General features: G+C 52.7%; 19 protein-coding genes. 11 read left to right on the top strand and 8 right to left on the bottom strand.

The window, feature by feature from the left end:
- The first annotated feature begins 5 nt into the window (after positions 1-5).
- The 10 genes from BUA41_RS13780 (at position 6) to BUA41_RS13740 (ending at position 11,092) form a co-directional block, all read left to right on the top strand.
- A complete protein-coding gene (locus BUA41_RS13780) occupies positions 6-845 on the top strand; it encodes an aldolase/citrate lyase family protein (RefSeq protein ID WP_072823839.1) in 840 nt (279 codons plus the stop codon).
- Positions 838-1,818: a D-2-hydroxyacid dehydrogenase gene (locus BUA41_RS13775; protein ID WP_072823837.1), complete on the top strand. Its 981-nt coding sequence runs from the start codon at positions 838-840 to the stop codon at positions 1,816-1,818. Before BUA41_RS13780 ends, BUA41_RS13775 begins: the two co-directional genes overlap by 8 nt.
- Positions 1,819-1,894: 76 nt before the next feature.
- Complete coding sequence (locus BUA41_RS13770) at positions 1,895-3,721, top strand: ABC transporter ATP-binding protein (protein ID WP_072823835.1); 1,827 nt, start codon at positions 1,895-1,897, stop codon at positions 3,719-3,721.
- Positions 3,722-3,763: 42 nt separating this feature from the next.
- Positions 3,764-4,591 carry a glycosyltransferase family A protein gene (locus BUA41_RS13765; protein ID WP_084671599.1) on the top strand — a complete coding sequence of 276 codons (828 nt, stop codon included), beginning with the start codon at positions 3,764-3,766 and terminating at the stop codon, positions 4,589-4,591.
- Between the two features lie 58 nt (positions 4,592-4,649).
- A complete protein-coding gene (locus BUA41_RS13760; RefSeq protein WP_072823831.1) occupies positions 4,650-5,663 on the top strand; it encodes a glycosyltransferase family 2 protein in 1,014 nt (337 codons plus the stop codon).
- A 62-nt stretch (positions 5,664-5,725) separates the two neighbouring features.
- Complete coding sequence (locus BUA41_RS18995; protein WP_139249131.1) at positions 5,726-6,613, top strand: hypothetical protein; 888 nt, start codon at positions 5,726-5,728, stop codon at positions 6,611-6,613.
- 172 nt (positions 6,614-6,785) lie between these two features.
- Complete coding sequence (locus BUA41_RS13755) at positions 6,786-7,805, top strand: polysaccharide deacetylase family protein (protein ID WP_072823829.1); 1,020 nt, start codon at positions 6,786-6,788, stop codon at positions 7,803-7,805.
- A gap of 200 nt (positions 7,806-8,005) precedes the next feature.
- Positions 8,006-8,977 (top strand): UDP-glucuronic acid decarboxylase family protein, encoded by a 972-nt coding sequence (locus BUA41_RS13750; RefSeq protein WP_072823826.1) that lies wholly within the window; start codon positions 8,006-8,008, stop codon positions 8,975-8,977.
- 196 nt (positions 8,978-9,173) lie between these two features.
- Positions 9,174-10,037: a glycosyltransferase family 2 protein gene (locus BUA41_RS13745; RefSeq protein ID WP_072823824.1), complete on the top strand. Its 864-nt coding sequence runs from the start codon at positions 9,174-9,176 to the stop codon at positions 10,035-10,037.
- 62 nt (positions 10,038-10,099) lie between these two features.
- Positions 10,100-11,092 carry a glycosyltransferase family 2 protein gene (locus tag BUA41_RS13740; protein ID WP_245791926.1) on the top strand — a complete coding sequence of 331 codons (993 nt, stop codon included), beginning with the start codon at positions 10,100-10,102 and terminating at the stop codon, positions 11,090-11,092.
- A 67-nt stretch (positions 11,093-11,159) separates the two neighbouring features.
- Here the strand turns inward: BUA41_RS13740 and rfbC are convergent, their stop codons facing one another.
- From rfbC to BUA41_RS13710, 6 genes are all read right to left on the bottom strand, one after another.
- Positions 11,160-11,708: a dTDP-4-dehydrorhamnose 3,5-epimerase gene (gene rfbC / locus BUA41_RS13735; RefSeq protein ID WP_072823822.1), complete on the bottom strand. Its 549-nt coding sequence runs from the start codon at positions 11,706-11,708 to the stop codon at positions 11,160-11,162.
- 36 nt (positions 11,709-11,744) lie between these two features.
- Positions 11,745-13,052: an NAD(P)H-dependent oxidoreductase gene (locus tag BUA41_RS13730; protein WP_072823820.1), complete on the bottom strand. Its 1,308-nt coding sequence runs from the start codon at positions 13,050-13,052 to the stop codon at positions 11,745-11,747.
- A 34-nt stretch (positions 13,053-13,086) separates the two neighbouring features.
- Positions 13,087-13,863, bottom strand: coding sequence for a glucose-1-phosphate cytidylyltransferase (rfbF, locus tag BUA41_RS13725; RefSeq protein ID WP_072823818.1), 777 nt, complete (start codon positions 13,861-13,863; stop codon positions 13,087-13,089).
- A 19-nt stretch (positions 13,864-13,882) separates the two neighbouring features.
- Positions 13,883-14,977, bottom strand: a complete 1,095-nt coding sequence (locus tag BUA41_RS13720) for an NAD-dependent epimerase/dehydratase family protein (RefSeq protein WP_072823816.1) — start codon at positions 14,975-14,977, stop codon at positions 13,883-13,885.
- Between the two features lie 100 nt (positions 14,978-15,077).
- A complete protein-coding gene (gene tviB / locus BUA41_RS13715; protein ID WP_084671593.1) occupies positions 15,078-16,346 on the bottom strand; it encodes a Vi polysaccharide biosynthesis UDP-N-acetylglucosamine C-6 dehydrogenase TviB in 1,269 nt (422 codons plus the stop codon).
- Between the two features lie 54 nt (positions 16,347-16,400).
- On the bottom strand, positions 16,401-18,428 hold the full coding sequence (locus BUA41_RS13710) for a polysaccharide biosynthesis protein (protein ID WP_084671590.1): 2,028 nt from the start codon (positions 18,426-18,428) through the stop codon (positions 16,401-16,403).
- Between the two features lie 690 nt (positions 18,429-19,118).
- On the opposite strand from BUA41_RS13710, the gene BUA41_RS13705 reads away from it, so the two are divergent.
- Positions 19,119-20,156: an SDR family oxidoreductase gene (locus BUA41_RS13705; RefSeq protein WP_072823810.1), complete on the top strand. Its 1,038-nt coding sequence runs from the start codon at positions 19,119-19,121 to the stop codon at positions 20,154-20,156.
- A gap of 94 nt (positions 20,157-20,250) precedes the next feature.
- Here BUA41_RS13705 and BUA41_RS13700 read toward each other — a convergent pair whose 3' ends face one another.
- Together BUA41_RS13700 and BUA41_RS13695 are read right to left on the bottom strand one after the other, a co-directional pair.
- Positions 20,251-21,441 carry an amino acid aminotransferase gene (locus BUA41_RS13700; RefSeq protein ID WP_072823808.1) on the bottom strand — a complete coding sequence of 397 codons (1,191 nt, stop codon included), beginning with the start codon at positions 21,439-21,441 and terminating at the stop codon, positions 20,251-20,253.
- Positions 21,425-21,781, bottom strand: coding sequence for a 4a-hydroxytetrahydrobiopterin dehydratase (locus BUA41_RS13695; protein ID WP_072823806.1), 357 nt, complete (start codon positions 21,779-21,781; stop codon positions 21,425-21,427). The genes BUA41_RS13700 and BUA41_RS13695 overlap by 17 nt, the downstream gene beginning before the upstream one ends.
- Between the last annotated feature and the right edge of the window lie 78 nt (positions 21,782-21,859).

Below are 21,859 nucleotides of genomic sequence, written 5' to 3'. Positions count from 1 at the left end.
ATTTCGTGAGCTGTAACCTAGGCTGGATGTTTATCACTGCCAACCCGGAAATCGCCAGCTATGCCGAGGTCTGCGGTGTGCATCGCATATTCGTGGACATGGAAACACTCGGCAAGCATGAGCGGCAAAAACACCTTTCTGCCCACAAGGCCGCTCATACCTTTGAAGATGTAGCGGCAGTCGCCGACGCTCTGAACAAGGCCGAGCTTCTCGTGCGAGTCAATCCCATGCACTCGGGCAGCGCAGGGGAGGTCGACGAGGCGATTGCAAATGGGGCAGGGCGCCTGATGCTGCCCATGTTTCGCAGGCCGGAAGAAGTTGGCCAATTTCTTGAAATGGTAGATGGGCGTGTACCGGTGACACTGTTGGCTGAGACAGCACCGGCCGTGAGCAGGCTGCAGACGTACCTGGACTACCTGGGGTCACAGGATGAAGTATATTTCGGGTTGAACGATCTCTCCCTCGACATGAAGCTCGATTATCTCTTTGAGCCACTCGCGGCCAGGATCTTCGAATGGGGGGCAGGAACACTGCTGGCACGGGGCACAAGGTTCGGTTTCGGGGGAATAGCACGCTTGGGCCATGGCGAGCTGCCTGCCGAATGGGTACTCAGCGAACACGTGCGACTCGGCTCGAGTTGGGTGATCCTCTCCCGTGCGTTTCACGAGAATGCCAAGAATGTCGAAGAACTTACCGATAAACTGAATCTAGCCGAAGAGTTAGAAAAACTCCATCAAGCGGAAGAGACATTGCGCAAGAGCGATGATCGCTTATTGGAGTCCAACAGGCAACGCTTGGAAAAGAAGGTATTCGAAATTGCCAAAAGGAAATGGGCAAATGATTGAATTTTCAAGCGAAACAAAAATTTTATTCCTGCAAAAGCCAGAGATTTTGGAAAAACAACGCGATCAGGCAAGAAATTTGATTGGCAAGATATTTCCAGAAAACCCGCTTTACTTTGCTGGCAACCCCGAGGATATTGTTGAAGGGCTGGAGGTGGACATCATCATCACCCCGACCCTGGAATGGTTGCCTATGGCATTGTCAAAACTGGAAGGCTACAAATGGATACACTTTCTCTCTGCCGGGGTCGAAAAGATATGGGACATGCAATTTGAAAAGACAGGCATCCTGCTGACCAAAAGTAGTGGTGTCAATAGTGTTCCCATGAGTGAATACGCTATGGGTGCAATGCTTTTTTTTGCAAAGCAGTTTGGAAGATTCATCGAGCAAAGCCAGAAAAAGACATGGGATCGAGAGTGGCTGGATGAGTTGACCGGCAGAACGCTTCTGATCCTGGGGCTAGGCCATGTTGGACAGGCGGTCGCAGAAAAAGCGAACGCTTTTGGCATGCGCGTCATCGGGATGCAGCGTCGTCCGAGAGACATACCGGGCGTTGAAGTGATTGTTCCTCCCGAGCGTATAAGGGAATTGTTGCCGGAGGCAGACTATCTGGTGGTCAGCCTGCCCTTGACATCGAACACCACGCGGTTCGTGGACAAGGACTTTCTGGCTGCCGTCAAACCAGGGTGTGTATTGATCGACATGTCTCGTGGAGGTGTCGTCAGCGAATCTGCAATTATCGAAGCCCTCGATGAAAAAAGACTACGCGGTGCCGCCCTGGATGTTTTCGAAAAACAGCCACTTTCCGAAGATTCGATGCTCTGGGCGCGTAATGACGTTCTTCTGACCCCACATGTATCAGGAACTACCCCATATTACCTTCAAAGGGCGCTCGAAATATTTATCGAGAATGTTTGCGAGCTGAAAGCCAGTGGTAATCCATTGACCACAGTGAATGTCAGCGCAGGCTATTAAAATGCAATTTAACTGTTTTCCTTTTTAATCTTGTGTCCAACTGTTATTGGCAATTAAATAAAAGAGACGATCCATCATGTTGAAAACAGTAAAAGAGCTCTATGATTTGCTTACGCCGAGCCAGCGCAAGAGATTACTGCGCCTGCAAATCCTGGTCATCATCATGTCATTCGCAGAAATCGCCGGTGTTATTTCAATCGGTCCATTCATGGCCGTTGTCGGTGATATGTCTCTTCTTGAAGGAGATGGCATTTGGGGAAGCCTATACGATGCCAGCGGGTTTGAATCACACGAAAATTTTTTGTTTTGGATGGGCATATTCGTATTAGCCGTGCTCTTTGTGGCTAGCCTCTTTTCAATATTCACCATGTGGCATCTTTTTATCTATGCTCAGCAAGTTGGTGCACAATTAAGCGAGCGACTTTTTCAGCACTATCTGTTTCAGCCATGGTTGTTCCACTCAACCGGATCCAGCGCAAATTTAACGAAACAAATCGCCCAAGAAGCTTCACGCGTCACGGACAAGATAATCCAGCCACTCCTGCAGATGAGTGCTAAGGCTATTTTAAGCGGCCTCATGATGCTAGCGATATTTATCTATAACCCTATGGTCGCTTTGGCGGGAGCAGCCATTTTCTCGGTAGCTTATTTTTTGCTTTACCGAATAGTCAGGCGCCGGTTGGAAAAAAATGGGAAAACAATATCAGAAATGCAGACCAAGCGTTTCAAGTTGATGGGCGAAGGGTTTGGAGGAATCAAGGATATACTTTTGCTGGGAAGGCAAAATATATTTTCAGAGAGGTTTTCTATTGCAAGCAGAAAATTTGCTCGAAGCCAAGGTGTCAATCAGGCCATGTCACAAGTTCCCCGTTATGCAATGGAGCTGGTCGCTTTTGGAAGTGTGATGTTGCTCGTTTTATATCTTCTTAAAGCATACGAAGGCGACATAAGTGAAATTCTTCCTGTGCTTGCGGTCTATGCATTCGCAGGCTTCAAAATACTACCTTCATTGCAACAGATATACCGCTCCTTTTCTCTGATAAAGGGAAACATTGCTGCATTTGAATCGATTCACCAAGATTTAAGGGAGAGCTATGCGCGTTCTGTTGACATTGAAAACAAGAAACAGCAACTAGAAGAAACAAGCCACTTGCACGTCAAGGAAAACATTTACATAAAAGATGTATCCTTTTTCTATCCGGACAAGAAAGAGCCCGCTTTAAATTCGCTCAACATGCTGATTCCTGCCAGAAAGACCATAGGTATAGTAGGAGCTTCAGGATCAGGAAAATCAACCACAATCGATATTCTTTTGGGACTGATTACACCGTCCAGCGGCGAGATCCTCGTCGACGATTTACCCCTTTCGAAGGGGCCTCAATCAGATAAGAGAATGCGAGCCTGGCAAAATTCGCTGGGGTTTGTACCACAAACCATTTTTCTATCGGACAGTAGTATCCGGGAAAACATCGCTTTTGGCATACCCGACGAAAAAATTGACCAAAAAAAACTGGAAAAGGCCGTCGAGCTGTCCCATCTTGAGGAACTACTCCGGCAGCTACCCGACGGCCTCGAGACACGAGTCGGTGAGCGCGGTGTCCAGCTTTCCGGGGGGCAGCGCCAGCGCATTGGCATCGCCCGAGCGCTGTATCATGAAGCCGACGTACTCATTCTCGATGAGGCAACCAGTGCCTTGGATAATATATCGGAAAAACTGATCATGGATGCAATTCATGATTTTGCGGGTTCCAAGACGATCATCATGATTGCTCATCGCCTCTCGACGGTAAAGCAGTGCGATATGATCTTCTTGATGGAAGGTGGAAAGGTAGTCGATCAAGGAAGTTACGAAGAGCTGGTGGCTGGAAACAATCTCTTCAAGAAAATGGCTCAACGGGCTTGACATGTTTTTTTCTGGCTACCGACTTGATGATAAGAGGGAATCATGCCAAAGCAAGGAAGAGTGATCGTGAGTTGCACATCGACTCATGACAGGCTCGAGCTACTTTTCTATGCAGTTAAATCCATTTCCAGGCAGACATTCAAGCCAGATAGGTTCTATATAAATATATCGAGAGAACCATATTTAAGAGACAAGGGAATAAAAAAGCTACCCTCATGGCTGGAAGATGAAGATGCTACTGTCAATTTCGTAGAAAACATAGGCTCTTATCGGAAGTTGCTTCCTATTTTAAGCGAAGCAGAAGAATCTGACTTGATCATAACCATAGACGATGATGTTCTGTATCATCCCGATTGGCTAAAGAGAATGGTCGAAACTGCCAGGGAACACCCCTCTGAGATTGTATGTGGAAGAGCCAAAAGCATCAAAAAGAACTTTTTTGGTAAATATCAAAGTTATTATAACTGGCGAAGAATAAAAAAATCTCGATCGGGGTTCTGGCTATTGCCTATTGGATGTGCCGGTATTGCTTACAGAAAAAATCTAATTGATGAAAGTTTTATCAATGATAGGCGCTTCCTTGACATCGCCCAGGTCAATGATGATCTTTGGTTTCGTGTGGCAAGTTTAAAGTTGAATGTTGGTGTTCATGTAAACAGGAAAATTGAAGAGGGTAATATCAACCTCGTTCACAATAAGGGACTCGAAAATAGCAATGTATTTTCTGTGCGTGGAAGCCCTTTCGTCAAGAAGCTGGTTTATGAATTATATGGTCGAATCTTTGGTTATCTTGGTGGGGGGTTGTCGGGAAACGATAATGCCTGGAAAGATATCATAAAATACCTTAACTTAAAAAAAATGACTTTATAAAAATATAGCTTGCCTTTTCATAACGTGTTTCTCGACTTCCATGTTAGGGTGTTTTCTTATGCAAGAAAAATACAATTATCTCGTTTCCGTGATTGTCCCGGCTTTCAATGTTGAAAATTACATAAAAAAGTGTCTTGATTCAATTCGTTGCCAATCACATGAAAATGTAGAAGTCATCGTCGTCAACGATCGGTCAACCGATAATACTGCTGCAATACTCGAGACGTATTCGAAGGAAGATGAGCGTTTCAAGATTTTGAATCTGGAAAAAAACGTGGGTGTACATGCCGCACGGGCAGAGGGCCTGCGAGTGGCCAGTGGCGATTATATCGGTTTTGTCGATAGTGATGACTGGGTGGCACCCAATATGTACGAAAGATTGCTGAACAATGCAATCGACCACAATGCAGACATTGTCGTTTGCGGTGCCGATAAAGTTTCTGAAAATGGAGCCTTCATGGGTTCCAAAGTCAGGTTTTCAAAAAAAATAACATACGATCAAGAAATTTTAAGTGAGTTTTGTCAGCGTAGATTCGGTTCAGGTGTCTTGTGGAACAAGATTTATCGATCCAGATTGATAAAAAAATACGGAACTGTTTCGCTGGAGAGAAAAGTCGACGCATCCGAAGACTATATCGTCAATGTCGGATGTTTTTCGGAAGCAAAAGTCGTGCAGACGATAAATGAAAAACTCTATTATTATTTGATGCGAAGTGACAGCGCTTCCCGCCGCGAAGATTATGGCAAGAATTTTTCAAGAATGTTGAAGGCCTATGTAAGTTGCCTGGATATCTACACGAATTTCACTTCAGATCAGTTCAATCATGTAGATCATTTATTCTCGAGCCAGATGCGCAATATCGACTATCAGGTTGAAGATTTAAGATCCCTGGAGCCTTACCATGAGGATTTGAAAGATTCACTCGCGCGCCTCGCTGACAGAAGACCTGAAGCGATATATACATTGGTAAACACGTTTAATACCGATGAAAAAAACAACCGAGTAAAAAGGATTGCCAGGAAAGTATATATATACGGCCGTCACATTCTGGATAGAAGGGTGTCAAGCTAGGCTTTAAACGATATCTCTCTTCTCCCTGTTTTAATGTAGGCTGTTTATTCAAAGGTGGTCTATTGAATAATTTAAAAGACTCGATAAAGCAAAGAATAGTAAAAAAGCTGAGTTCTGCAGGCTTCGAAAAAAAAGCCAATTTAAGCCCAGTAGATTTTTCTGGTCTGTCGATTCCAGTCATGGAAGTGCTCGAGCGAACCAATGACTTCCCTGTACTCATCGATGTACCATTGAGTGCATGTCGTGGAATGGGAATGCTGGCCTTTTCCTGTGATGAGAATTCTCCCCATCCTTTTATAAGGACCATACGGGAGTATCTGGACGGTAAGACGACCTCATACCATGGTTCTTCATTGCAACGTTACTATGAGTGTTTTCAGCCATCAACTACCGCAGACTATTTAGGCATAACCGAAAAGAATAGGCACGAATCATTTGGCTATTCGCCCCTGCAAGCCATTGAGCCCTGGGGGGGTGTCATTTCAAAGCAGGAAGAGTTGCGCAAGATTCGTGTAATGCGTGAAGAAGGTGCCGCCAATGGTATTGAGTCGAATAAAAGCGAATGGAGTTTCATAGGCCCAATATCATACGAAAGAGGAGAGATGGAATTCAAGAGACTAACCGCTATTGCAGATTCGATTATGACCCATGGCTATATTCGGAGTGGTCAGAAAGATGGCGACATTACAGGGAAGTTGCTATTCAGAGGAAATGACTATGCCGTGCTTATCGGCGCAGGGCAGCACAGAATATCTGCTTTAGCTGCTGGAGGATATTCAAGGGCGCCGATAGTAGTCAGGCCAAGTAGGTTTAGTGTGGCAAGGCGTGAGCAAGCTCCAGGCTGGCCAGGAGTCATGAGTGGTCAGTTCTCGATCGATCAGGCTCAATCAATTTTCGATAGAGTATTCGATGGGTTACAACCTCAAGCCTATGTTCAAAGTTGTTTATGAGCTAAGTTAGTTATTAAATAAATAATTTTCATGCATTTGACAGTTGCTATTTTTTCACAAAATTTAATCAGCAAAAAATAAATTATAAAAAAGTGCCAAGATGATTTCTTTTTCAAATATTCATGCATAGAGAAGATCTGCCTTTTTTAATAAATTATAATAGGTTTCATGTATGCAAAACAAACGTGGGGTCTTGGTCATATCCTTGGATTTTGAACTCTATTGGGGTGTTAGAGATAAAAGATCGGCTGATGAGTACCGTGAAAACATTCTAGGAGTCTGGGAGGTCGTTCCCAAGATACTCGACTTGTTTAATAAGTATAATATTCATGCTACCTGGGCTACCGTAGGTTTGGTTTTTGCTGATAATGTAGCAGGAGCGGTCAAGTATATTCCTGATAAACTACCATCTTATAAAAATGGTCATTTGTCACCTTACGATTACCTGTTTGAAATAAAAGATATTGAAAGCAATTTGCATTTTGCTCCGGGTCTAATTGAACTCATCAGTAAGCAGAACGGACAAGAAATAGCAACTCATACCTTTTCACACTATTACTGCCTAGAAAAAGGTCAGTCTCGATATGAGTTCCAGTCAGATATCGCTTCAGCAATTCGTATTGCTTCGAAGTTTAATGTCATCCCTCGCAGCCTGGTCTTTCCAAGAAATCAATTCAACAAAGATTACCTAAATGTATTGCCTAAGGAAGGAATAAGCTCATATCGTGGTAATGAAATCAGCTGGTTGTACACGGCAGACAATAATAGGGAATTCAAAAAACGCTCGAAAAGAGCAGCAAGGCTGCTGGATGCATATTTTAACTTGACCGGGCACAACACATACAAACTTTCGGATTCCAAAGATCCCAGCGTGCCCTTGAATATTCCTTCCAGTAGATTTTTAAGGCCGGTAAGTAATAAGCTGTGGTTCATGGAGCCCTTTAGGCTTAATAGAATAAAAAAAAGCATGAAACACGCAGCGTTAAATGGGGAAATATTCCATCTCTGGTTTCATCCACATAATCTTGGTGTAAATATAAATAAGAATTTGGATTTCTTGAGAGATATACTTGAATATCATGGTGAATTAAGAAATGCATACGATATGTGTTCTTTGAACATGCATGAGATAGCTGAACAACAGCTTCGAAAGAAAAGCAAGGTGAAGTTCCATGAGCGAGTTCAGCTTTAGATACGAGTGCTCTGCTTTTCAAATCTTTTTATTCCAAATCGCTGTGGAATGAATATATAAAAGTTTTAATAACAAAAGGCCGAGGCGATATTTTATTTGTGTATCTAGACGGCTGGAAAACACATGTGGAACTTATTGTTTCGTAAGTTCCATCTTTATTTTTAAAGCTGACCTTAAAAAGGCGTCTGTCAGGAGGCGACATGAAAAAAAGGATTTTGGTAACCGGGGGCGCAGGGTTCTTGGGCTCGCATCTATGTGAACGTCTTCTGAAGCAAGGCGACGACGTGCTTTGTGTCGATAACTTTTTTACCGGGGGGAAGGAAAACATTGCGCATTTGATGAATAATCCGTATTTCGAGCTGATGCGTCACGATATTACTTTCCCATTATTCGTAGAAGTGGATCAGATATACAACTTGGCTTGTCCCGCGAGTCCGGTGCATTATCAGTTCGATCCAGTCCAGACCACGAAAACCAGTGTTCATGGCGCAATTAATATGCTGGGGCTTGCCAAGCGAACCAAGGCGAGAATTCTACAGGCCTCTACAAGTGAAGTCTATGGTGATCCGGAAGTTCATCCGCAACCGGAGTCTTATTGGGGAAAGGTAAATCCAATCGGTATCAGAAGCTGTTATGATGAAGGCAAGCGATGCGCCGAGACATTATTTTCCGATTATCATCGCCAACATGCCGTCGATATCAGAATAGCCCGTATCTTCAATACATACGGGCCTCGGATGAACCCCCACGATGGTAGGGTCGTCAGTAACTTCATCGTTCAAGCGCTACAGAACAAGGATATCACCATCTATGGTGATGGCAGTCAGACCCGGAGCTTTTGTTTCGTAGAAGACTTGGTGGAAGGCTTGATACGTCTGATGAATTCCGATACGTATGAAGGCCCCATCAATTTGGGAAACTGCGGTGAATTTACCATGCGTGAATTGGCCGAGAAGGTCATTCGACTGACAGGTAGTCGCAGCAAGTTGACGTTTTTACCTTTGCCTCATGACGACCCCCGGCAGCGCCGTCCCGATATCACACTGGCCAAGCGTAAGCTGTCATGGGAGCCCTCGATTGCCTTGGAGGAAGGGTTATGGCATACGGTGAAGTATTTCAAGCAGCTTTTTGGAGATGACTTGGTCGAGAAGATTTCGATTGACGAAAATTGAGTTTGAGCGTTGAGTTTCATATTCGACTCAATACAGGCAGGAGGCCGCCATACCAAACGAAAGGGATTAGAGCCAGGAGCTTCGCTTAATGTCAGTGTTGCACTCAGAAACTGCATCCGCCGTTTATGGTCGATGGATGAATTTTTTTAGTTGATGCTTGGCAAGCTCCGTTATCGTGCAGAAAAAGAATTAAAATATGCTATTGTCAATTATTGTTCCAGTTTACAATGATCTGGAAAATCTAGAAAAATGCATTGGCTCCATGGTCGGAAGAAATCATGGAGATACCTCTTTTGAATTTATTATCGTTGACAATGACCCCGGTGCGTCGATCGGAATGTCGCCGGGAAGCGATTGCTTGGTGAAAGTCGTCAAGTGTGAAAAAGAAGGGGCTTACGCTGCCAGAAACAAAGGGGCTCAAGAGGCGAGAGGAGAATATCTGGCGTTTGTGGATGCCGATTGTATTTTTGATGATAATTGGCTGGTTAATGCAAAAAATATAATCGGGGAAAATCCGGACATAGATCTTGTTGCTGGCGATGTCGTATTGTTTGCCGAATGCCATATGAAGCCCAACGCCTTCGAGATATACGATATGATTCTTGGTATCAATCAACGCGCCTATGCCAAGAAAGGAAAATCGGTTACAGCCAATTTAATAATAAAGAAATCGGTATTTGCCGACCTTCGAGGTTTTAATGATTCCCGCTTTTCCGGGAGCGATCATGAGTTTTGTGAACGTGCTGATAAGCAAGGATTCAGGTTTGGTTTTTTTCCTTGCCTGATAGTTTATCATCCGGCTCGAAATTGCATGCCCTTGATTGCCAACAAGGCAAAGAGGAGAGTGGGAGGGCGTATAGGGGTTACCAAGTTGAAAGATGCGAAAGCCATATTGATCACTTTGCTTCCCCCTGTTGTTCGTTTTTACAAGATATTATTCTCGAAGGGGTTTTCTTGGCATGACAAGAAAAAAGCCATAAGAATACTTTTTGTTGTAAACAAGATACAAGTCGTGGAGTTGTACAAGATTCTCCTGTTGAACAAGAAGAAGGTTCGCTAGCAGTGTTGGTGCTATCTTGTAAAACTCAGCGTAAGTTGATGTTCCGCGAACAGGGCTTGCATATGTACAAGATATTTGCCGTGATCCTGACGTATAGCCGAAAGGATTTACTGAAACGTTGCCTTGACGCTGTCTACTCTCAGACGCGCCCCTGTGATGGCGTCATTGTTATCGACAATGCCAGCCAGGATGAAACTCAGCAACTGCTGATGCAAGCCGGCTATCCAGACCTCGATGTTTATGTGCTATCTCGTAATATCGGTGCCTCGGGGGGGTTCAATGCGGGATTCCGTCTGGCGTATCAAAGTGGCGCCGACCTTGTTTGGGTCATGGACGATGATGTCATTCCCGAAGTTGGTGCATTGAAGCATTTACTGGACGCCGATGAGCGCTTGAGACGGCAAGGTATCGAGCCCCCATTTCTCCTTTCTTCAGCGTTTACGGAAAAGGGTGACGCAACCAATACGCCTGCATTGAGTCCGTATCGCAACAGGATCGGTTATCCAGGCTGGCCGGAACTCCTCGAGCACGGCATCGTTCCGGTTCGGCGTGCAACCTTTGTTTCCATACTGGTGCCCCGTTCGACGCTGGCGGAATACGGCTTGCCCCTTGCTCCGATGTTTATCTGGGGTGAAGATACGGAATACACCTTGAGGGTCACTCAAGATAGGCCCGGGTTCCTGGTCGGGGCGAGCAAGGTATTGCACCTGCGCCAGGAGAGTGGCCCCATCGAACTGCTCTCCGAGATGAATCCCGAGCGCTTGAAGTACCATCGACATTTCATACGCAACAAGCTGTTTATTGCACGCAAGTACCAGAGACATTATAGACGGTTCATATTCGAGGTCTACGAGGACGTTCGCCTGCTCTTCAAGCTGTTGCGCAAAGGGGAGTTTCACAAGGTCGCCATCCTCGTGCAGGGAGTTGCACAGAGTCTGTCTTTTTCTCCCCTCATCGAGCCTGCCGATGCCCCGGTCGAGACGCTCCCGGCTTCAATTCACAAGCTCGAACTGGGCTCGCGCGTCTCGAGCAAGGCAGTCATGTCGAAGGCCTGATGGCAGAACGCCTGGTTGGGCTTTTTGATTCTGGATATAAGCATACCGCTACGCGCCGAGGTGTTCTTCAATAGAGAGCTTCCGTTTGCTCGGCAATCAAGGGCCATTTGGTATCCTTGTCCGAGATCACGGTGACAGGGCAAGGCCAGTCGATGTCCAGGCTTGCGTCATTATACCGTAGACCCCGCTCTGCCTCGGGGTGATAGGCAGCCGAGACCAGGTAGCTCACCTCGACATTGTCGCTCAGCGTCTGGAAAGCGTGCGCAAATCCAGGCGGTACATAAAGTTGCAGCCGATTGGTATCGGTTAGTTCGAACAACTGGTGCCGAAGGTAGGTGGAAGAATCGGCTCGGACATCGACGATGACGTCGGCGATCGCGCCACGAATACATCGAACCAGCTTGGCTTCACCATGCGGCCTCGTCTGGTAGTGCAGTCCTCGCAGAGTACCGCGCTGCGCAGAGAAAGAGGTGTTCTGCTGCACGAACTCGCCGATCATTCCCTGGTTTGCGAACGCTTCCTGGCACATGGTGCGCGCAAAGAAACCTCGCTGGTCGCCGTGCGGTTCGAGTTCTATCAACCACGCATCGTTCAGTTCCGTTTGAAGAAAGATCATTGCCCACTCTCGAAAGTCGTTCGTGATGGTGGTGGTTCAGGCAAACAGGCGCTCCTGTTCGCCATACAACCGATCGACCAGGCGCCCGGCAGGGATGCTGACATCGTCGAAGGTCAGTGGTGAATCCTTTTTGACCGGGTGGCGCAGGGTGCAGCCGAGAGCCAGCCCGATTGGCAACAGGTTCTCTCGGCGTAGGACATCCATGTTTTCGGCGACGCCATAGACTTCGAAGCCGCCGAATTCCTGGATCGTCTCGCCAGGCGACAGCGCTTTCTTGGCCATGGCGATGACGCCAACCCGAGGGCCGGCTCGGGGGGCCAGCACGGCGTCGTCGAACAGGACTGCCCGGGCGACGGACGCAGGTACCTCGAAATGGCACAGATGGTAGGGCGTGTAAAAACAGTAATAGGGGCCCTTTCCCATCTTGTAGAGTTCCAGGTAATGCTTCTGGCGGGGATGCTCGAGGGTCCCGAGGACGAACACGCCCGGGCCTGGCCGCGCGCCGACCACATAATCCACCAGCCCCGGCCCTGCCGGGTCCAGATGAGGCTCGAAGGCGGAAATCGTCTGCTCGATCGGCACCGCTGGAGCATCGGGGTCGCCATGGGAGAAGTCGGGACCGAGCATGCCGCGCCGGGCAACTTGCATGCCGGTGCCGTTGGCGACGATGGCCTGCTCGAAGGAGATCTTGGTGCCATCGGCGAAGGAGGCGACCATGGCGGGCTTTTGTCCCCAGCGTCTGGCGAAGGCTTCCTGCGTCGTCGGGTTGCGATAGGGGTCGTGCAACCCCTTGATGTTGCCGCAGAGCACCGGCCTCACGCCGAGGCCGGAAACAAACCGGTGAAGGTTCATCTGCACGCCGGGCTGATCACCATCGGCAAAGCTGTAGATGACGCCGGCGGCATCGGCCTTCGCTTTCAGCAGGGGGCCGAGGGTGCCGTCCAGTTCGGCGTTCATCTGAATGACATGCTTGCCACTTTCCAGGGCTGCCAGCACGGCGTGGGCGGCGAATTCTACCGACCCCGTCACTTCGATCACTGCATCCAGCCCCGCGGCCCGGGCGAGGGCCATGGCATCTTCGGTGACGGCCGGCCGGCCCGCAGCGATCGCAGCCTCCAGCTCGCCTTGGGTAGCACAGTCGATCGGTTCCAGGCCGACCTGGTCGTAGACACCGATCGCGGACGCCACGTTGCGGTTGGCGATGGCACACAAGCGCATCCCCGGTGTCGCGGTCATGATCTGAAGGCCGATTCCACTACCCTGAAAGCCGGCACCGATCATGCCCACGCGTATCGGGTTGCCCTCGGCCTGACGCCTGGCGAGCGCCGTGTCGACGATGATCATCCTGAGCGTCCCACCCTGAAGCAAGTCATCGGCGTCAATCCTTCCAGACCTTCCAGGGAGCGCCCTGGGCCCAGGCTGCTTCCAGAACCATCCTGTCGCGCAACGAATCCATGCTTTGCCAGTAGCCCTTGTGATGGAAGTATCCCAGCTTGTCGAGCTGAATCATTCGTTCCATGGGCTCGTTTTCCCAGGTGGTCTGGTCGCCCTCGATCAGTTCGAAGACTTCCGGCTGACAGACGAAGAAGCCGCCATTGATCAAGCCGCCGTCCGTCGCGCCTTTTTCGCGAAAGCCTATGACATGGTTCGACGCTTCGTTCAGATGCAGGGCCCCATAGCGACCGGGCTGGGTAACGGCGGTAAGCGTGCACCAGTTGGTCGATGCCCGATGGGCCTCGACCAGGGCCGTGATATTCACGTTGCTTACCCCATCGCCATAGGTCAGGCAGAAAGGCGCGTCGGCCAACAGGTGCATCGCCCGCTTGAGTCGCCCTCCGGTCATGGTGTCGGCGCCAGTGTCAAGGACGGTGATCTTCCAGTCCTCGCTCATGCCCTGCAACCACTCGACACGCCCGGTCTTCAGGTCGATGGTGTAATCGGTTCGATTGTTGCGGTAGTTGAGAAAATAACGACGAATATAATCGACCTTGTAGCCGCCCAGGACGACGAACTCCTTGAAGCCGTGATGAGCGTACATCTTCATGATGTGCCAGAGGATCGGCTGGCTACCCACTTCCACCATCGGCTTGGGGCGGATGGTCGTCTCTTCGCTCAGTCGAGTCCCGAAGCCACCCGCGAAGATTGCAACTTTCATGGTTGGTTCCTTTATTGTTCTAGGAATGGACGAGGGGACGAGACGCTCTGCCGTCCTGGGGGCTCGCTTGACCGCCTTGCCACCTGAGCTCCTCGGTCAGGCGGCGTTCGTCGATATGTTCCTGCAGGACTCGAAGGCGTACGAGTGAGGATGAACGGAACCGGGGGTCGGCAAAATCCATGGCCCTGAGCCCATCGATCAAGGCCTCGATCGATTGCGAAAGTGTCATCTGCGGCTGGTGATCCGGGGCCAGCCTGGCGAACAGACTGAAGTCGACCTGATAGGAGCGGCTATCCACGGGCGCCGCGGTGTTGATGCTTACCGATGTCCCGGGCAGTGCATCGGCAACGGCGGCGGCCAGGTCTCGCACCTGATGGTTGCGCTCGTTGGAGCCCGTATTGATATTCAGTATTCGTCCACCGTTGTCGGCCGGTCGCTGTATCGCCCAGTCGATGGCCCTGGCCATGTCGGCGACATCGATCAGGGGGCGCCACGGCGTTCCATCGCTGAGCACGGTGATCTCGCCCTGGGCGAGTGCGCCGGCGACGAAGTCGTTGAGCACCAGGTCCAGGCGCAAGCGATCGGACATCCCGCAGGCGGTCGCGAAGCGCAGGCTGGTAACGACCATCTCGCTCTCGATGCTCGCGAGGGCCAGTTCGGTGCGCACCTTGGACTTGGCATAATCCGTGATGGGGGCGACGGCATCGGTCTCGCGGCGAGGGGCGCCATGAGCGATACCGTAGATGCTGCAGCTGGACGCAAAGACAAAATGGCCTACGCCCGCTTGAGCCGCTGCCCGAGCGATGGCAACGCTGGCGTGCTGATTGATCTCTGCCGTGGCCGTGGCGAAGCGGCTGCCCATCGGGTCATTGGAAATCGCGGCCAGCTGTACCACCGCGGTGTAGCCTTCGAGGAGGTCGGGCAAAATGGCACGGACATCGCCGAAGAATTGCCGCTCGAGATGCCGTTCGGGCAGGTATCGAGTTCCGGTCAGGCAGTGCGCGAAATACCCCGTATCGTAACCGTGCAGGATCGCCGAGGGGTGGCGCAAGGCCAGCTCGCGCACGACCGCAGGGCCAACGTAGCCCATGTTGCCGATGATCAATATTTTCATGATTTTCTTTATCTTGTAATTTGCAAATATGCATCACGCTTGACGCTCGTCCCTGGCGAATGAGTTCAGTGCTGGCAGTACCGGCGATCCATGGTGCTCCTCACAGGCGCAGGTCGGCGGCGCCTCGTGGAAGGGCATATTTCAGATCGTAGAGTACATGGGCCGGCTTGCCCCATTCGCGCAGGCGCCGGATCCCCAGGTCGCAGAATTCACGGTGGCCCACCGCCAGAATGATCGCGTCGTAGGCCCCGACCGCTGGCTGATCTATGGGGCGAATGCCGTATTCGTGCATGGCTTCGTCCTTGTTGGCCAGGGGGTCGTATACATCAAGGGCGACATTGTAATCACCGAGTTCCTTGATGATGTCGATGACCCGCGTGTTGCGAAGGTCCGGGCAGTTTTCCTTGAAGGTCAGCCCAAGTATCAGTACACGCGCGCCCTGCACATGAATGCGCTGCTTGATCATCTGCTTGATGAGCTGACCGGCAACGTAGGCCCCCATGCCATCATTGATGCGCCGACCGGACAGGATCACCTCGGGGTGGTAACCCACCTGCTGTGCCTTGTGGGTCAGGTAGTAGGGGTCCACGCCGATGCAATGCCCACCCACTAGCCCCGGGCGGAAGGGCAGGAAATTCCATTTCGTGCCGGCGGCCTCGAGCACCTCTTCGGTATCGATGTTCAGTCGATTGAAGATGACCGCCAATTCATTGATCAAGGCGATGTTCACATCACGCTGAGTGTTCTCGATGACCTTGGCCGCTTCGGCGACACGGATGGAACTCGCCTGAAACGTGCCTGCGGTGATGACAGAGGCATAAAGTGTATCGACGAAGGCCGCCACCTCGGGCGTCGAGCCGGAGGTCACCTTGCGGATGCTGGTGACCCGGTGCTCCTTGTCGCCCGGGTTGATGCGCTCGGGGCTATAGCCGGCAAAGAAGTCGGTGTTGTAGGTCAGCCCCGAAATCCGCTCGATCACGGGAATGCAGTCCTCTTCGGTAGCCCCCGGATAGACGGTCGATTCATAGATGACGATGTCCCCCCGGGTGATGACGCTGCCCAGTGTCTCACTGGCCTTCAGCAAAGGCCTCAGGTCGGGGCAATGCTGTTCATCGATGGGAGTGGGCACCGTGACGATATACACGTTGCAATCACGCAATGCCTCGCGTTCGCTGGTGAACGTCAGCTTGGTCGCTTCGCGCAGTAACTCCGGCTCGACCTCGAGCGTCAGGTCGATCCCGTCGTTCAACTGGGCAATGCGCTGTGCATTGATGTCGAAGCCGGTGGTGGGCAGTTTCTTGCCGAACTCCACCGCCAGTGGCAGGCCAACGTAGCCGAGTCCAATGATGCCCAAGCGTATCTTGTCCATGCTGACTGTCCTATCCATCGTTCTATGTCCGGGCTGTGGCTTGGATGCAAAGCGCTAGCGCTGCCTTGCACTGACGGTCCAATCGGTCGAGGAGGGTATCGGCTCCTCCAGATCGAACGTTGCGGTCTTCGTTTCCGGCGCTTGTCTGACCTCGACACCGTCGACTTCCGATTCGTAAGCGGGGAGGGCCTTCTCCTCGATCCACACCAGGTCGGCGATCTGCTCTTGCGGGTGGTAGGCGGCAGGCGCCTCGAGCAGCAATTCCCGGATACGGTCATGACGAACCTGGATGAGGGCGTCCTGCAACTGCTGGAGGAACCCTTCCAGCTTGCTCCATTCCCAATGGCTTTCATGGGCCGCCATGATCCTTGGATGGGCGGTGTCGGTGACATCGTCACCGATCAGCAGCTCCTCGAAGAGCTTTTCGCCCGGACGCAACCCCGTGTAGACGATCTCGATATCCCCCTCGGGAGAATCCGCACTCAGCACCTCGAGACCCGACAGGCGCACCATGTGCTTCGCCAGATCGCTGATCCTGACGGGTTCTCCCATGTTGAGAACGAAGACATCGCCCCCATTGCCCATGGCGCCGGCCTGGATGACCAGCTGAGCCGCCTCGGGGATGGTCATGAAGTAGCGCGTGATGTCCGGATGGGTAACGGTGATGGGGCCGCCTTCGCGGATCTGCTTGCGAAACAGGGGGACCACCGACCCGGAGGAACCCAGGACATTGCCGAAGCGGACCATGCAGAAGCGGGTGGTGTGCTGTTCTCGGGCGAAGGCCTGGCAAATGAGTTCCGCGAGACGTTTGGTGGTGCCCATGACATTGGTGGGGCGAACGGCCTTGTCGGTGGATACCAGGACGAAGGTTTCGACCTGGCAGGCCATGGCGGCTTTCGCGGTTTCCAGGGTGCCGAAGACATTGTTGCGAATGCCCTCTATGGCATTGTGCTCGACAAGGGGAACGTGCTTGTAGGCAGCCGCGTGGTAGATGGTCTGTACCCTGAAGGCGCGCATCACGCCCTCCAGGCGTTGCCGCTGTTGCACGGAGCCCAGGAGCGCCTTGATCGGTATCGCCAGTCCGGCGGCCTTGGAGAACTGCAGCAACTCCTTCTCTATCTGGTAGAGCGAATATTCGCAGACTTCGAAGAGGATGAGCCGCCGCGGGCGCTGTTGCAGTACCTGGCGACACAGTTCGGAACCGATGGACCCCCCCGCCCCGGTCACCAGCACCACCTTGTCGCGGATGTTCGCATCCAGCAGCGCCTGGTTCGGTGGTACCGGGTCCCGACCCAGCAGGTCCTCGACGGTGACGTCGCGGATCTCGTTGATGCGCGCACGACCGGCGATCACATCAGCCATGCCCGGAACGGTCTGTACGGGCACCGCCAGCGGCTCGAGCATCTTCAGTATTTCGCGGCGCCGGCCGAGAGAGGCGCTGGGCATGGCCAACAGCACGCGCTTGACGCCATATTCCTTGATCAGGCGAGGCAGTTCGCTGGGCGCGTAGACCTTGAGCCCCTCGACGAGGGTGCCGCGCATGCCTCGCCAATCATCGATGAAGCATACCGGAACGTACTCCTGGCCATGGCGCAGCGAGGCGACCAGCTGGGAGCCCGCGGCACCGGCGCCATAGATCGCGACGCATGTCTTGTGGCGCATCAGGCTACGCTGGTACAGCCCGCGCAGTATTGCGCGGACACCGCCGATGGTCAGCAGGGCCAGCATGGCGTAGATGATGGGCACCGAACGCGGTATGGGCAGATCCAGCCAGTAGCTGATGATGGCCATGGCGGCCGCCGAACCCAGGACGCCAAGCAGGATCGCATGCAGTGCCTTCTGGCTCATGTAGCGAACCACGGCACGATAAAAGCCCAGGTGAACGAAAATGAGCAGGCTCAACGGTATCAGGACCGCGACCATGAGCCAGGTGCGCTCTTCGTAGAGAGGGGTCCAGCTATCCAGCCGCAACAGCATGGCCAGAATGAAGCTGGTGGTCAGCAGAAGCGTGTCGACCAGCACTTGGATGATGCGTTTGTAGGTGCGTGGCAGGCGAAACATCCGTCTAAAGAGTGAAAGCATATTCTTCATTTCCTTATAAATGCCTGCGCAAGCCGCGAATGCTATCAAGGCAGCGGTCGATGTCCTTTTGGGGGTATCTCCTCGCGATCCGGTCGTGAAAGATAACCCCGTATCTCACAACATTTTTTTCGACCCGGCAGTTCATCCTATGCATTTTTCAAAGGAAAGTGCGTGAATATTTTCATTGTTCTTGCCCTCTAGACAGGCACTGTTTTTCAGTTAATAAATTTCACTTATTTATTATTTTTTTAGTCAAATTGAACGAGAAGCCACTATTGTCTTTGTCGACAACCCTGCATGTTTGCCAGTATGGCAAAGATTTCGTTCGATGTGACCTTTTCGTTACGTCCGAAAATTTTCTGCTGGAGCCATTGGCAGACCAAGTGCATCGAGGCGCCATTCATGTCATGACTGGCCTGGTGAATGCTGAACGGTCTACTATTGTTTCATAGAGTATCTTTTTGTTAGCTTGTTTTCTATGGTAGGCGCCTGTGCCTTCCATCCCAAGCTCAATTTTCTAAATTTAGAAGGCTTTTCTTGGGTTAGTTTGTTAATCCGGTGAGGGTGAAGAATCAAGTGCTTGGCAGCAGTGGCCTTGACGAGGAGCAAGCACACCGGGCAGAGGTCGAAGGGTGGACAAGGCGTATCGAGGTGGTGAAAACCGGTTCTGGGATTATGGATTAGGCGAATATGACGACTTTTGAACGGGTGCAGGCGGAACTGGCAGCAAGACCGAGGGCCTGGCTGATAACTGGCGTGGCGGGCTTCATCGGTTCCAATCTGCTGGAGCGATTGCTCAAGCTGGATCAAAGCGTGGTGGGGCTTGACAACTTCGCCACGGGCCACCGGCGCAACCTCGACGAGGTGAGGGGCCTGGTAAGCCCCGAACAGTGGGCGAGATTCAGGTTTCACGAAGGGGACATACGGGTACTGGGCGATTGCCAGCGAGCCATGGAGGGGGCGGATTACGTGCTGCACCAGGCCGCGCTGGGGTCGGTCCCGCGCTCCTTGAATGACCCGCTGGCCACCAATGCCGCCAACATCGATGGTTTTCTCAACATGCTGGTGACCGCCAAGGAGGCCGGCATCGAACGCTTCGTCTATGCGGCGTCGAGTTCGACCTACGGTGACCATCCGGCCTTGCCCAAGGTGGAGGAGCGCATCGGCAAGCCATTGTCGCCCTATGCAGTGACCAAATACGTCAACGAACTCTACGCCGAGGTATTCTCGCGCTGCTATGGCGTGAAAACGGCGGGCCTGCGTTACTTCAATGTCTTTGGCCCGCGCCAGGACCCGGAAGGTGCCTACGCGGCAGTGATCCCCAAGTGGACTGCGGCAATGCTCAGCGATGCGTCGGTCCAGGTGAATGGCGATGGCGAGACCAGCCGCGACTTCTGCTTCGTCGAGAATGCCGTGCAGGCCAATCTGCTGGCGGCTCTGGCGGATACGGAAGTAGACGGTGAAGCGGGCAGTGACGTGTTCAACGTGGCGGTGAACGGACGCACCACGCTCAATGAGCTGTTTTCCTACCTGCGGGAGGCGCTGGCCGAGCAGGGGGTGAACTACGACAGGCCGCCCGTCCATGGGGATTTTCGGCCGGGAGACGTGCGCCACTCCCAGGCGGATATCAGCAAGGCGGCGGGCAAGCTCGGCTATGTGCCGACGCACACGGTGGTCGAAGGCATCCGCCAGGCCATGCCGTGGTATATCAACCATTTTCGCCAGTAGGGGGCGAGGCTGCTCATGCCTCGACACAGAAACGCCCAGGCGTTCGAGGGAACCGCTCCGGGCGTTCTGGCATCCTGCATGCGTCAAACGGCCGTCATTTCGATACGGCGGCGATCGCCTCGGTCACGTAGGGTAGATTCTCGCTCGACAGGCCGGCGACATTGGCTCGCCCGGAGCGCACCATGTAGATACCGTACTCGTCGCGCAGCCGGTCGACCTGATCCGGCTTGAGGCCGGTATAGGAGAACATGCCGCGCTGCTCGGCCACGTGGGCGAAGGTGCCGTCCAGGCCGTGGGGCTTGAGCGCCTCGACGAAATCCCGGCGCAGGCCGTTGATGCGATCGCGCATCTCGGTCAGCTCGTCGCGCCACACCGCTGCCAGTTCCGCGGAGGTGAGAATCTCGCAGACGATGGCACTGCCGTGGGCCGGCGGGTTGGAGTAGTTCTCGCGAGCGACGATGGCCATCTGCGAGCGCACGTTCTCCATCTGCTCGGTGTTCTTGGCGATGGCAATGAAGCAGCCGGTACGCTCCCGATAGATACCGAAGTTCTTCGAGTAGGAGCTGGTGATCAGCACCTCGTCGAGATTTTCGGCCATCAAGCGGGCGCCGTAGGCGTCTTCCTCGAGGCCGTCGCCGAAGCCCTGGTAGGCGAAGTCGATCAGGGGCAGCAGGCCGCGCTCGCGAACTACCTCGAGCACCTGCTGCCACTGCTCCCGGGTGAGATCGAAGCCGGTCGGGTTGTGGCAGCACGCGTGCAACAGCACGACGTCGCCCTGGGGGATCTGCTTCAAGGCGCCCAGCATGCCGTCGAAATCGAGGCGGTTGTCGCTGTCGACGTAGGGATACTTGTGCAGCGTCAGGCCGGCAGCGGGGAAGATGCCCAGGTGGTTGGGCCAGGTCGGGTCCGAGACCCAGATATCCTTGCCGGGAAGCTTGGACTTGATGAAGTCGGCGGCCAGGCGCAAGGCCCCGGTGCCGCCCGGGGACTGGGTCGCGCTGGCGCGTTTCTCGGCTAGTACCGGCGAGTCGGCGCCCAGCACCAGGGGCAGGGTGACCTCGCCATAGCGGGGATCACCGTGGGAGCCGATGTAGCTCTTGGTGGTCTCGTTCTTCAGCAGCAGCGCCTCGGCTTCCTTGACGGCCCGCATGATGGGGGTGTTGCCCCGGGCGTCGCGGTAGACCCCGACACCGAGATCGACCTTCTGGGGATTGGTGTCCTTGTTGAAGGCCTCGATCAACCCGAGGATGGCATCCCCGGGCACCCGCTCAATCTGCTCGAACATTGGACTCTGCTACCTCGTCGGTTCTGGCGGCCAGGATGAAGTCGTTCTTGTGCAGGCTCTTGATGGCATGGGACCACCAGGTCACGGTGACCTTGCCCCATTCGGTGAGCAGCGCCGGATGGTGGCCGGCTTCCTCGGCGATGTCACCCACCTGGTTGGTGAAGGCGAGGGCCTGCTTGAAGTTGCGGAACGTGAAGACACGTTCCAGTTGCATGATGCCATCGCGCTCGATCAACTGCCAATCGGGAATGTCGCGCCGAAAGGCCTCGATCTGCTCCCGGGTGGCCTTGGGTGCATCGGCGCTGCAGGCTTCGCAGGATTGCTCGGAAAGTTGGCTCATGGCATGACTCCTCTGGCGGCATAGGGAAAGTGATGTCCTTATCCACCCATTCCTACAGTGTAGGCAGATCCTCGCTCT

The organism is Modicisalibacter ilicicola DSM 19980 (genome assembly GCF_900128925.1).
Lineage (GTDB): Bacteria > Pseudomonadota > Gammaproteobacteria > Pseudomonadales > Halomonadaceae > Modicisalibacter > Modicisalibacter ilicicola.
The sequence above is the reverse complement of the archived record's forward strand: the minus strand, read 5'-3'. Positions and strand labels throughout refer to the sequence as shown.